Raw genomic sequence first — 12,166 nt, 5'->3', positions numbered from 1 at the left:
CCCGATCTGTGGACAGGCACCCTTTAAGGCACGACGTTGAGGGCCTGCAGCTTGGCTCCGTTGTTCCATGCCTCGAGCAGCCCGCGGTGGACAGCCGTTACGCCGTGGCGGGCGGCCAGCAGGAGGGCGTCCCGTGTGAAGGGGCAGGTGGCGACAAGTAGCGCGACGTCGGCGTTGTATTCGAGCTTGGCCATGCCGATGAACTGCTGGACGTCGCCGCTGGCGATGGTCGATCCGGGGTTGCGGGGTTTGCACTGGACGATGATGCGGCGGCCGTCGGGGGTGTGGGCGACGATGTCTGCGCCGGTGTCGCCGTGGCCTCCGGTGACCGTGACCCGGTCGCAGCCGTCGCGTCGGCAGAGCCAGGCGATGTGTTGCTCGAACTGGCGGGGGTTCATGGCGTCGAGTGCGCCCATCGATCCGGCTGCCTCGCGTTCGCGCAGAACGCGCCGGAGGTGGGTGACTTCGTCCTCGAGGGCCTGGATGCGGCCTCGGTGTTCGCCGTCGTTCTCGACCGCGGCGTTGAGCAGGGGGACGACGGCGCGGCCGATAGTGGTGCGGCAGACGTCCTCCGCGATGTCGGCGATCTTTCCGTCGGGGTGCGTGGCCAGGCGCTGGTCGAGGACTTCGGTGATGTGCTCGTCGAGCAGTGAGGCAAGCCTGTGGACAAAGTTATCCACAGGCTGCGAGCGCTGGTTTTCCTCGAGGTCGAGCAGGTGAGTACGCACCTGACGTGCGACGATGCTGTCGCGCAGCAGCATTGCGACGTTGAGCACGGTCCTTCTTGTGAACAATCCAACCTGGCTCGCGAAGCGGTCCACGGAGGCTAGTGCCTTAAAGGCACTAACCTCCTCGCTGGTCGCGAGGCGGTAGCCGTTCGCTTCCAGTTCCTCGCGATGGTCGCTCACCATGCTGCGAATGGCGGTCTCGACCACCTCGAAGTAGTTGGCGACCATGTGTGTCGTCACGTGCGTCCCGTCCGGGAGCAGTGAGAGCGCCTTGACTTTGTCGAGCGCTTCGGTGCGTTCAGCGACGCTGTTGCGCAGTGCCCTTGATTCGAGCAGGGCGACTTCGTTGACCATCCGGCTCGTCTCCTCCTGGGCCTTGCGGCCCGTTTCGAGTGGAGGGACGGGATCCGGACATACGGCCGCCCCTCTTGCTGGGGGCAACGAGTCAAATCGGATAAAGAAATGGTTTTCAGATACTCAGCTTGAATCCGACATGGGAGGCTTCGAAGCCGAGTCGCTCGTAGAAGCGGTGGGCGTCGGGGGACTCGCGCTGGGCGCCGAGGGGGTCGTCGGCGAGCATGGCGACGATGGCGGGGAGGTCGTCGGGGGTCGCGGGGCGTATCTCAAGATCGCTCATGGGGTGGAGATTACGCAGTTGGTGTGGGGGCGCGCAGTTCTTCGACTGCCTTGACCAGGGGCGCCAGTTCGGGGCGTTGTCTCGGCACCACAGAGTTCTTGATCACGGGGCTGCTGCCCGAGGTGGCTGCTGACTTCGGTGTCTCGATACCCACCGCCGGCTCTCTGGTCAGCTGTTATTCCCTCGGTGTCGTGCTGGGTGCGCCGCTGATGGGACTGTTCACCGCGGGCAATCTGCTGTCAGCTGTCGCCCCCTCGTTCGGCGCGATCACCTGCCTCGCGCCGCTATCGGCGGGCTGGGCTTCGCGACCGTCCCCCCGTCGCCGTCAGCCCGCCGCGAGCGTCAGTGGGGCGAAGCGGCGGGTCCAGTCGCCGGGGAGGGCGGGGATCCCGTAGGTCATTACGGTGTTGAAGGCGACCGGCTCCAGGCCGTGCGCCTTCAACCATTCCAGCAGGTCCTCGTGGCGTACGTCGATGTCGGTGCGCAGCGGGCGGTCCGTACCGGCGGCCAGTGCGGCGATCAGTGCCTTGGCGGTCTCGGTGTCGCGGGCGATGAGCGGGCCCACGACATGGGTTTGCATATTGGGCCAGGCGGCGGCGTAGCCGATGAGGCCGCTCTCGTCCTCGGCGACGCGGATCTGGTCGGCGAAGGCGGGCAGGCGCGTGAGCATGTGGGTGCGGTCCAGGCCGAAGACTTCGGTGTCCAGGCGCAGGATCGCGGGAAGGTCGTCGGCGGTGGCGGGGCGGGTTGGTACGCCGGCCGGGGGTCCGGAGGGGCGGAAGTGGCCGCGGATCATCTCGGCCTTCCCGGTCACGGTGAAGCCGAGGTCTTCGTAGAGCGGGCGGCCTTGGGGTGTGGCGTACAGGGTGAGGGGGGTGTCGCCGACTTCCGCGATGAGGTGGTGCATGAGGCGGCGGCCGATGCCCTGTCGTGCGTGGCGCTGCGCGACGAGGACCATGCCGATCGCGGTGAGTCCGGGTTCGGACGAGGTCGTGGGGGCGTACGAGGTGAGGATGCCGGCGGCGGCGAGGCCCTTTCCTTCCGGTGCGTCGATGCCGTAGCCGGTGCCGGCTACGAGCAGCAGGCCCCATCTGTGCTCCTCGCGTGGCCAGCTCCTGTCTTCGGAGAGGTCGGCGCAGGCGGTGAGGTCGCCCAGGGTCAGGCGGCGGATGGGCAGATCGGCGAGCGGAGTCGGCAGCGGTGTCGGCATTGGATCAGGCTGGCTGACGTACTGATCGTCCGTCCACCGCTTTACGTGAAGAGGAGGAGGCGGCTTGGAATGAGGAGCCAGTCGCCGAAGATCTTCATGGAGGTGTAGGGGGTCGGTGAGGGATTTTGTTTCACGTGAAACACCGTGCCTGGCGGCGGGCCGGTCCGGCGTCTATCGGTGGGAGTAACGGCGCGTACTAGCCTCGGCGTACATGACGCGACTTCATCTGTTCGATCTCGACGGAACGCTGATGCGAGGCTCGGCGGCGGCTGTCGAGATCTCTCGCCAGCTGGGTGTGAGCGCCGAGATTGCGGAGCTGGAGCGGGATTTCCTGGTGCGGGGCATGGAGCCCGACGAGTTCGCCGTACGGGCCAGGGAGCTGTGGGCGGAGCTCACCGAGGCGCAGGTGGCGGCGGCTTTCGAGGGTGCGCCCTGGCTGTCGGGCATTGAGGAGGTGTGGGCGGACATCCGCTCGCGCGGTGAGTACTGCGCTGTGATCTCGCTGTCTCCGGACTTCTTCGTGGAGCGGCTGCTGGCCTGGGGTGCGCATGCCGCGCATGGTTCACGCTGGCCGGCGGTTCCCTTTCTGGAGCCCGGTGGAGCGGGCGGGGATCTTGAACGCGGCCGCGAAAGTGAAGATCACTGAACGGCTCTGTGAAGAATTTGGGCTGCTTCGGAGTGACTGTGTGGCTTACGGGGATTCGATGTCGGACGCGGAGATCTTCGCAGCGGTGCCGATTTCCGTGGCCGTCAACGCGGATCACTATGTGTCGGACCTTGCGGTGCTTGCCTATCGGGGCGGCGATCTGCGTGAGGCGTACGAACTGGTGCAGTCCCGCCGGTAATTCGGGAATTGCCGCAGAGCGGGCGTGAGCCGACGAGTCCGGGCTGCCGCGGCAGGGGGCTTGTGCGCCGCGCTACCGCCGGTAGGGTCGACTCCGGTTTGTCCTGGTGGCCTTACTGCGTAAGGCATGGGGCAAAAGGAGCCTAACCAGAAAACGGGTCCGGATGCCCGGACTTCCTGTTCTTTGTCCGATGCGGGAGTGGTGCCTGGCATGCTGCGACGACAGAACTGCGGGCAATGTCACACTTTTGTCCGGCTCACCCCAAATAGGGGTAGGGGCGTGATTAGTGTGGGCGACCGGCAGTACTGACAGAACTGAAGCGCACACCTGAAGCAGAGCGGGGAAATTGCGAGCACGTTCCGCCCCGGAAGTGCAGAGACCGACCGAAAGATGTTCGAGGCGAGGCACATCTATGGACGCTCCGACCGCCACGTCGGCCGACAACGGCGCTTCCGGTGACAACGGCAGCGGCTGGTTCAAGCCGCGCAGGAAGCCGGGTGCGGGTCCCCAGCAGCCGCCCGGCCAGGGCTCGGACCCGGGCCAGGACCGGATACCGGGCGCGGGCGCGAGCCGTCCGAGCCGCCCGGTGTCCGCGATACGTCCGGTGGGCACCGGCGCCTCACGGCCCCAGCCCGCCGCCGCTCCCACCATGCCCCCCGCAGCCGAAGCGCCCGCTCCTGCTCCTGTGGCCGACGCGCCCGCTCCTGCTCCCGCGCCCCTGGCCGCAGTGCCCGCGGCCGAAGCACAAGCCCAGGAGCCGCGAGCCCCCGAGCGGCAAGAGGCCCCCGCCGCGCCCACCACCCCTTCCGCGCCCGCCGCCCCCGTGTCCCCCGACGCGGCCCTCATCCGCCGTACCCTCGCCGACGTCGGTGACGACGCCGGCAAGGTCACCGCGTACTTCTACGCGCTGCTCTTCACCCGCCACCCCGAGCTGCGCGCGCTCTTCCCCGCCGCCATGGACACCCAGCGCGACCGTCTCCTGAAGGCGCTGCTGACCGCCGCCGAGCACATCGACAACAAGCCGGTGCTCACCGAGTACCTGCGCAATCTGGGCCGCGGCCACCGCAAGTACGGCACCCAGGCCTCCCACTACCCGGCGGTCGGTGAGGCGCTGCTCGGGGCGCTGGCCCGTTACGCGACGTCCACCTGGGACGACGAGGCCGAGGCCGCGTGGATCCGTACGTACACCGCGATCTCCCAGATCATGATCGACGCGGCGGCCGAGAACGAGCTGCGCGCGCCCGCCTGGTGGCAGGCCGAGGTCGTCTCGCACGACCTGCGCACACCCGACATAGCGGTCATCACTCTGCGCCCCGACCAGCCCTACCCCTTCCTGGCCGGTCAGTACACGAGCCTGGAAACCCCCTGGTGGCCGCGGATGTGGCGGCACTACTCCTTCGCCGCCGCCCCTCGCCCCGACGGCCTGCTGTCCTTCCACGTCAAGGCGGTCCCGGCCGGCTGGGTGTCCAATGCCCTGGTCCACCGCGCCCGGCCCGGCGACACCGTGCGCCTCGGCCCGCCGGCCGGCTCGATGACTGTCGACCACACCACCGACAGCGGCCTGCTCTGTCTCGGCGGCGGCACCGGTATCGCGCCCATCAAGGCGCTCGTCGAGGATGTGGCCGAGCACGGCGAGCGCCGTCCGGTCGACGTCTTCTACGGCGCCCGCACCGACCACGACCTGTACGACATCGACACCATGCTGCGCCTTCAGCAGGCCCACTCGTGGCTCTCGGTGCACCCGGTGGTCGACGGCAGGACACACTTCCCGGACGCCGTGCTGGAGTACGGCCCGTGGAACTCCCACGACGCCTACCTGTCCGGCCCGCCCGGCATGATCCGCAGCGGCGTCGACGCCCTCAGGAACCTGGGGATCCCCGGCGAGCGCATCCGCCACGACTCCATCGAAGAGCTGGTGGCGGCGGGCGACTAGCCACCGGGTGTCTGTCGGCCCGGTCGGCCCGCTCGGCCCGGTCGGCCCGCTCGGCCCGGTCGGCCCGGTCGGCCCGGTCGGCCCGCTCGGCCCGGTCAGCCCAGGTCGTGGGCGTGCATGGCCCGTACGCCCTCGATGTTGCCGTCCAGGTAGTGCCGCAGCGACAGCGGCACGAGGTGCACCGCCGCGATCCCGACCCGGCTGAAGGGCACCCGTACGATCTCGTACTCACCGCACGGCTCGTCGATTTCGGGCCCGTGCCGCCGGGTGGGGTCCATGGACTCCAGTCGGCAGACGAAGAAGTGCTGCACTTTTACGCCCGTGACTCCGCCGCCCGCGATGTGCTCGACGGTGTCTACGAAGCAGGGCACCACGTCGGTGATCTTCGCGCCGAGTTCCTCGTCGAGTTCGCGGTGCAGGGCCTCGACGACGGTGGCGTCCTCCGGTTCGACGCCGCCGCCGGGCGTCAGCCAGTACGGATCGACGCCCGGCTTGGTGCGCTTGATCAGGATCAGGTCGTCGCCGTCGAGCAGGATGGCGCGTGCGGTGCGCTTGACCACGGGCCTCGCGGGTGCGGGTGTGGTCCCCTCGGGAAAAGAGGTGCCGGTCATGGCAATACAGTGGCCCACCTCGCCCGTTCTGAAACGCCCGCGCCGCTGCCGGATGCCGGCGTGTCGGCTCAGGACCAGTCGGTGGCGGCGCGCAGCAGCCACTCGTGCGCCCGTGCGATGTGCGGGAGGGCGAGTGTGCCCGTGCGTACGGCCAGGAAGTAGGTCCGCAGGGGCGGCACGGGAGGGTCGAAGAGCGCCACGACTTCCCCGCGCTCCAGTGCCTCTTCGCACAGGTATCGCGGCAGTACGGCGAGCCCGGCGCCCGCGGCCGTGGCGTGCAGCACGGCCCGCAGGTCGGGTGCGACGACGGTGCCGGCGGCGGCCGGCCGGGCGTCGAAGACGGTGGTCCAGTAGCGGGTGACCAGCGGCAGCGATTCGTGCACCTCCACCACCGGTAATTGCTCCAGTACCCGTGGCCCCTTGCGGCGCAGCAGGCCGGGGCCGATCCTGCCGGCCCAGCGCGGTGCGGCGACCAGGACGTGTTCCTCGTCGCAGAGGGCGGTTCCGGTGAGGATGGTGCCGCGCGGCCGGTCGGTGGAGATGGCGAGGTCGTGGTGTCCGGCGGCGAGGCCTTCGAGGCTCTCCTGGGCGTTGGCGAAGGAGATGCGCAGCGTCAGGCCCTGTGCGATGAGCGGGGAGAGCGTGGGCAGGACGCGTATGGAGGTGAACTCCGGTGGCCCGGCGAGGTGCAGGGTCCGTACGCCGGAGTCCTCGTCGAGTCCCGCTTCGGTGATCTCGACGAGTGCGTCGAGGTGCGGCGCCGCCCGGTGTGCGAGCTCGTCGCCGACGGTTGTGGGGGTTACGCCGCGGGCCTGGCGCAGGAACAGTGGGCGGCCCAGTTGCCGTTCCAGGGTGCGGATCTGGCTGGTGACGGCGGGCTGGGAGAGTCCGAGGAGGGCGGCGGCGCGGGTGAAGGAGCCGGCTCGGTGAACCGTGACGAACGTGCGGAGCAGAGCCAGGTCCATGGCGCGGCCTCCCGTCCCGGCAGGGTCGCCGACGGTCACAACTATAAATATGTCGATAGGTCTCTGTCGCTACTGTGATTGGACACTGACACAGAGTCAACTAGCCTTTGTTTCGCGGTTCTTCGCGCGTGGAACCGGGACGGTCCGAGCCATGAGGGGGGAGGCTCGGACCGTCCGTCGTACGTCACTGCGGAGCTGCCTCGTCGAGCGCGCGCAGTACGTCCGCCACCAGGTCCTCGGGGTCTTCGGCCCCGACGGAGAAGCGGACGAAGCCCTCCGGTACGGCGTCGCCGCCCCACCGTCCGCGCCGCTCGGCGGTCGACCGTACGCCGCCGAAGCTGGTGGCGTCGTCGGCCAGCCGCAGCCCGTCGAGGAACCGCTCGGCGTAGGCGCGGTCGGGCAGCGTGAAGGAGACGACGCAGCCGAAGCGGCGCATCTGGCGCGAGGCGACGGCGTACGACGGGTCGCCGGGCAGTCCGGGATGGCGCAAGTCGCTCACGGCTGGGTGCTCGCGCAGGGCTTCGGCGAGGGCCAGGGCGTTCGCGCCCTGCTTGTCGGCGCGCAGCTGGAGGGTGGCCAGCGAGCGGTGCGCGAGCCAGGCCTCCATGGGGCCGGGGATGGCCCCGACGACCTTGCGCCAGCGCCGTACGCGGGCCGCGAGGCGGGCGTCGCGGCAGGTCACGTAGCCGAGCAGGACGTCGCCGTGGCCGGTGAGGCCCTTGGTGCCGCTGGCGACGGAGAAGTCCGCGCCCAGCTCCAGGGGCCGCTGCCCGAGTGGTGTGGCGAGGGTGTTGTCGACGGCGACCAGTGCTCCGGCGTCGTGCGCGGCGTCCGCTAGCCTGCGGATGTCGCAGACGTCGAGCCCCGGGTTGGAGGGCGTTTCTATCCACAGCAGGCGCGCGCCGTCGAGTATGCCGAGCTGGGCGTCGCCGCCGGTCGGTGCGGTGCGCACTGTCACGTCGTACGCCGCCAGCTGTTCGCGTACGAGCGCGAGTGCCTGGTAGCCGTCGTCGGGCAGTACGACCGTGTCGCCGGCCCGGGTCTGGGAGAGGAGGACGGCGGAGACGGCGGCCATGCCGGAGGCGAAGACGACCGTCTCGACCCCCGTTTCCCGCGGCGCCTCCAGTTCGCCGATGGCGCGCTCCAGGTGCGTCCAGGTGGGGTTCTCGTCGCGTCCGTAGGTGTACGGTCCGGTCGGCTCGCCGGGCAGGTGGTAGTGCGCGGCGAAGACCGGTCCCGGGAGTGTCGGTTCGTACGCGACGGGCTCGGGAAGGCCTGCGCGTACGGCCCGGGTGCCGTCTCCCACGGCCGTGTCGGGCTTGGCCTCGGGGCTCATGCGTCAGTCCTTTTCGGGCAGGATGACGTTCAGCGCCCACGAGACGATGCTGATGATCAGGCCGCCGAGCACGGCCGTCCAGAAGCCCTCGACGTGGAAGCTGAGGTCGAACTTGTCGGCCAGCCAGGAGGTCAGCAGCAGCATCAGCGCGTTGATCACCAGGGTGATCAGGCCGAGCGTGAGGATGAAGAGCGGCAGCGTCAGCAGCTTCACGACGGGCTTGACGAGGAAGTTCACCAGGCCGAAGAGGAGCGCGACGATGATCAGCGTCAGCGCCTTCTTGCCGGTGCTCTCGCCGGTCAGCGTGATGTCGTGCAGGAGCCAGATGGCTACCAGCAGGGCTCCCGCGTTGGCGATCGTCTTGACTAGAAAATTCATCATGTGTCTGATCGTGGCAGACATGATCTGCGCCGGACAGCGGCGCACGGCAGGGTGAGGGGCGGACGGACGATGAAGGCATTCCGACTGGACGAGCTGGAGGCGGAGCGCGCCGCCAATGACGGTGCGTATCTGCAGTTCCTGCGGGAGAGGAGCATGTCGGTCGGCCTGTACGCGCTGGACGCGGGCGAGAGCGACCCGCAGCAGCCGCACCGCGAGGACGAGGTGTACTTCGTGGTCAGCGGGCGCGCGTCGATCACTGTGGGTATGGAGACGACGCAGGTGGGGCGGGGCAGTGTGGTGTACGTACCGGCCGGGGTGCCGCACAAGTTCCACCACATCACCGAGGATCTGCGGGTGATGGTTGTCTTCTCGCCGCCGGAGAGCTGAGGCCGGGGGCTGACGCGGAGGGCTGACGCGGAACTCGGGGTTCCCTAGGGGGCCGATCAGGGGTCTTCAAGGGCTCCGGGTGCCCCGTGAACCGCCCCTTCGCCCCTAGCATCGAGGTCAACGAAGCAGAACTCCGAGGGAGAAGAGGCAGGGCGATGGCTGTGCGGGAGATATACGCGGGGATGCCGTGGTGGGTGAAGTGGGTCGCGGTGCCCGTCATCGCTCTGGTCGTGTTCGGCGGAGCCATCCTGAGCGCGATCGGTCTGCTGATCGGCCTCCTCTTCAAGGTGCTGCTCTTCGTCGCCCTGGTCGGCGGACTGATCTACGTCGTACGCAAGTTCATGGCGTCGTCCTCGTCCTCGTCGTCGGGCGGCGGCTGGTAGCCGGCCCCGGTTAGCCCACCTGAGGGATACGGGCGCGACAACCACTCTGCGCGCACGGGTTGGGCAGTTAGAGTGACGGCCGTGGCTACGTCACACACCGCCGCTGCTCCGACTCCCACTCCGGCTCGGGCTGCGGCTCCGACCCTGATCGGTTCGGTACAGCGCGCCCTGCGGCTTCTGGAGGCGGTGGGCGCCCATGCCGGCGGGGCCCCGGCCAAGCAGCTCGCGCGGGAGGCCGGTCTTCCGCTTCCCACCGCCTATCACCTGTTGCGCACGCTGGCGCACGAGGGCTATCTGCGGCGCGAGGGCGGGGTGTTCGTGCTCGGCGAGGCGGCCGTGCGGCTGGCGGCCACGGGGGCGCGGCACCATCGTCGCGGCCTGATCACGGATTCGCTGGAGTACTGGCGGGACGCTATCGGCGTGGCCGTCTACTTCGCGCTCTACCGCGAGGGCGAGATCGATCTCGTCGCGGTCGCGCAGGGCCCGTCGTCGCCCGCCGTGGAGGAGTGGGCCGACTTCCGTGAAACCGGTCATGCTCACGCCCTGGGCCAGTGTCTGCTAGCCAGCTCGGCGAGGAGGCCCGGCGGGATCATCTGGACCGTCATCCGGTCGAGCCGCTCACGCCGTATTCCGTACGTGACCGAGGGGCGCTGCTGGAGCGGCTGCGGTCGATGGAGCGGATGCGGCCGGTCGTGGAACGCCAGGAGTACGCGGTCGGCTCGGTCTGTGCGGCCCTTCCGGTCACCGTCGGACCGACGGCCGCGGCGATGGCCATTTCTCTGCCTGCCGAACAGGAGCGGCGGCTGCTGCCCGCGGTTGACCAACTGCGGGGTGCGGTGGGCGGGCTGATCAGGTCGTTCGCATTCTCTATCAGTATCTGAAATATCACGCCTTGTGCGTCGGCCGGTGGTTCCAGCACGATGGGCGAATGCGCGAGTCGGTTCAGGCACAGGTCATGATGAACTTCCTTGTCTCGGAGGAGCTTTCCTTCCGGATCCCGGTGGAGCTTCAGTACGCGACCAGGGATCCGTATGCGGTCCGGATGACGTTCCACCTCCCCGGCGACGATCCCGTCACGTGGGCGTTCGGCCGGGAGCTGCTTCTCGACGGACTCGCCAAGCCGTGCGGCGAGGGTGATGTGCACATCGAGCCAACCGGCCTTGATGAGCGCGTGGATGTTCACATCCGGCTCCAGGTCGCCGGGGAGCGTGCGTTGTTCAGTGCGAGCGCCGCCCCGCTGGCGGCCTTCCTCGACCGTACGGACAGGCTCGTGCCGCTGGGGCAGGAGTACACCCTCGCGGGCTTCGGCGGGGACGTTGAGGAAGCGCTCGACCGGATCCTCGCCGAGGAGCAGAACGCCGGCTGAGCACCCCCGGGCGGGCGGTCAGCGCTTGCGGCGCCGCCCGCCGCCGCCGATGCCGCGTGCGGGGGGAGCAGCGGCGGCCGCGCCGGATGCCGGACGGTCGGCCGAGACGACCAGCGCCGCGAGCGCCGTGGTCACGGGCACCGAGGAGACCAGGCCGATGGAGCCGACCAGGGTCCGTACGATCTCCTCCGCGACCAGCTCGCTGTTGGCGACCGTACCGACACTGCTCTGCGCGATCGAGAAGAGCAGCAGCAGCGGCAGGGCGGCGCCCGCGTACGCCAGGACGAGCGTGTTGACGACGGACGCGATGTGGTCGCGCCCGATGCGGATACCGGCCCTGTAGAGGGCGCGGGGGCCCATGGACGGGTCGGCCTGGTGGAGTTCCCAGACCGCCGACGTCTGGGTGACGGTCACGTCGTCGAGGACGCCGAGGGAGCCGATGATGACGCCCGCGAGGAGCAGGCCGCTCATGTCGATGTCCGGGTAGAGGCCGTGGATGAGCCCGGTGTTGTCGTCCGTGTTGCCGCTCAGGAACGCCCAGCCGATGAAGAGCGAGCCGAGCAGCCCGATCAGCAGCAGTGAGATGAGGGTGCCGACGACGGCGACGGACGTACGGGCGGTGAGGCCGTGGCAGGCGTAGAGCGCGATGAGCATGATGGCGCTCGCTCCGACGACCGCGACGACCAGCGGGTTCGAGCCCTGGAGGATCGCGGGGAGGATGAAGAGGGTCAGGATCGCGAAGGACACGGCGAGCGCGATCAGCGCCATCAGGCCCTTCATGCGCCCGACGACGATCACCGCGAGGGCGAAGATCCCGGCCAGCAGGGCCATGGGGATCCCGCGGTCGACATCGGTCACCGAGTACTGGAGGTCGCGGGGCGCGTCGGGGGCGTACGCCACGACCACGCCCTGCCCCTGGTTCAGCTGTCTGGGCGCGTCGGGCTGGACGATCTCGGTGAAGGTACGGCCCTTGTCCTTGCCGGACGTGACCTCGATCGTCGCCCTCTCGCAGGTGCCCTGCTGGGCCTGCTGGGCTTCGCGGCCGGACGGGGTGGACGTGTCGCCGGTCGGTGGGACCTGGGCGGCGTTCACGTCCTTGCAGTCGACCTGCTGGACGGCCGTCACCTTGCCCGACACGGTCTGCCGGTCGAAACCGACACCAGTGCGCTCGTGGCCGGGCGCGCCGCCCGGCCAGAGCACGACGAGGCCGATGAAAACGGCCGTGGCGAACGGGATGAGCACCGCCGCGATGACCTTGCGCAGGTGCTTGGAGACGGGCGCGGCGGGCCCGTGGCTGTGGGTGTGGCCGTGGATTTCGGGCGTTGGCTGTGGGGACGTCACCGACCGATCATCGCAAGAACGGAGGGGGCCCTCTGTTCAGCGC

Annotated in this window: 11 protein-coding genes and 4 pseudogenes; 7 read left to right on the top strand and 8 right to left on the bottom strand. The window is 69.3% G+C overall.

All coding sequences use genetic code 11. The features are described 5' to 3' along the window. Positions 1–23: 23 nt before the first annotated feature. Both J7E96_RS18720 and J7E96_RS38845 read right to left on the bottom strand, forming a co-directional pair. A complete protein-coding gene (locus tag J7E96_RS18720) occupies positions 24–1,082 on the bottom strand; it encodes a restriction endonuclease (protein WP_215132781.1) in 1,059 nt (352 codons plus the stop codon). Between the two features lie 181 nt (positions 1,083–1,263). After that, positions 1,264–1,365 (bottom strand): annotated as a pseudogene (locus J7E96_RS38845) (GNAT family N-acetyltransferase); the annotation flags it as partial. 50 nt (positions 1,366–1,415) lie between these two features. Between J7E96_RS38845 and J7E96_RS37495 the strand changes: the two are divergent. Then, positions 1,416–1,634 (top strand): annotated as a pseudogene (locus J7E96_RS37495) (hypothetical protein); the annotation flags it as partial. Between the two features lie 56 nt (positions 1,635–1,690). Here J7E96_RS37495 and J7E96_RS18710 read toward each other — a convergent pair. Next, positions 1,691–2,563, bottom strand: a complete 873-nt coding sequence (locus J7E96_RS18710; RefSeq protein ID WP_374196696.1) for a GNAT family N-acetyltransferase — start codon at positions 2,561–2,563, stop codon at positions 1,691–1,693. Between the two features lie 223 nt (positions 2,564–2,786). Here J7E96_RS18710 and J7E96_RS18705 point away from each other — a divergent pair. Together J7E96_RS18705 and J7E96_RS18700 are read left to right on the top strand one after the other, a co-directional pair. Further along, positions 2,787–3,420: pseudogene (locus J7E96_RS18705) on the top strand (HAD family hydrolase). A 412-nt stretch (positions 3,421–3,832) separates the two neighbouring features. Beyond that, complete coding sequence (locus J7E96_RS18700) at positions 3,833–5,353, top strand: globin domain-containing protein (protein WP_215132778.1); 1,521 nt, start codon at positions 3,833–3,835, stop codon at positions 5,351–5,353. Between the two features lie 95 nt (positions 5,354–5,448). On the opposite strand, the gene J7E96_RS18695 is transcribed toward J7E96_RS18700, so the two are convergent. The 4 genes from J7E96_RS18695 to J7E96_RS18680 all read right to left on the bottom strand — a co-directional run bounded on the left by J7E96_RS18695 (position 5,449) and on the right by J7E96_RS18680 (position 8,646). Next, the gene (locus J7E96_RS18695) at positions 5,449–5,964 is read right to left on the bottom strand and encodes an NUDIX domain-containing protein (RefSeq protein ID WP_215132777.1); all 516 of its coding nucleotides are present in this window, start codon (positions 5,962–5,964) and stop codon (positions 5,449–5,451) included. Between the two features lie 68 nt (positions 5,965–6,032). Continuing rightward, a complete protein-coding gene (locus J7E96_RS18690) occupies positions 6,033–6,929 on the bottom strand; it encodes a LysR family transcriptional regulator (protein WP_215132776.1) in 897 nt (298 codons plus the stop codon). 184 nt (positions 6,930–7,113) lie between these two features. After that, complete coding sequence (locus J7E96_RS18685) at positions 7,114–8,265, bottom strand: cystathionine gamma-lyase (RefSeq protein WP_215132775.1); 1,152 nt, start codon at positions 8,263–8,265, stop codon at positions 7,114–7,116. Between the two features lie 3 nt (positions 8,266–8,268). Then, the gene (locus tag J7E96_RS18680) at positions 8,269–8,646 is read right to left on the bottom strand and encodes a phage holin family protein (RefSeq protein WP_215132774.1); all 378 of its coding nucleotides are present in this window, start codon (positions 8,644–8,646) and stop codon (positions 8,269–8,271) included. A 69-nt stretch (positions 8,647–8,715) separates the two neighbouring features. Between J7E96_RS18680 and J7E96_RS18675 the strand changes: the two genes are divergently transcribed. From J7E96_RS18675 to J7E96_RS18660, 4 genes and pseudogenes are all read left to right on the top strand, one after another. Next, positions 8,716–9,033: a cupin domain-containing protein gene (locus J7E96_RS18675; protein ID WP_215132773.1), complete on the top strand. Its 318-nt coding sequence runs from the start codon at positions 8,716–8,718 to the stop codon at positions 9,031–9,033. Positions 9,034–9,194: 161 nt separating this feature from the next. Beyond that, entirely contained in the window at positions 9,195–9,416 is a 222-nt protein-coding gene (locus tag J7E96_RS18670) for a DUF5326 family protein (RefSeq protein WP_215132876.1), read from the top strand. A 144-nt stretch (positions 9,417–9,560) separates the two neighbouring features. After that, positions 9,561–10,297 (top strand): annotated as a pseudogene (locus tag J7E96_RS18665) (IclR family transcriptional regulator). A gap of 47 nt (positions 10,298–10,344) precedes the next feature. Beyond that, a complete protein-coding gene (locus J7E96_RS18660; protein WP_215132772.1) occupies positions 10,345–10,782 on the top strand; it encodes an SsgA family sporulation/cell division regulator in 438 nt (145 codons plus the stop codon). 18 nt (positions 10,783–10,800) lie between these two features. On the opposite strand, the gene J7E96_RS18655 is transcribed toward J7E96_RS18660, so the two are convergent. After that, positions 10,801–12,123 (bottom strand): YibE/F family protein, encoded by a 1,323-nt coding sequence (locus J7E96_RS18655; protein ID WP_215132771.1) that lies wholly within the window; start codon positions 12,121–12,123, stop codon positions 10,801–10,803. Between the last annotated feature and the right edge of the window lie 43 nt (positions 12,124–12,166).

This window comes from Streptomyces sp. ISL-96 (assembly GCF_018614035.1).
Lineage (GTDB): Bacteria > Actinomycetota > Actinomycetes > Streptomycetales > Streptomycetaceae > Streptomyces.
The sequence above is the reverse complement of the archived record's forward strand: the minus strand, read 5'-3'. Positions and strand labels throughout refer to the sequence as shown.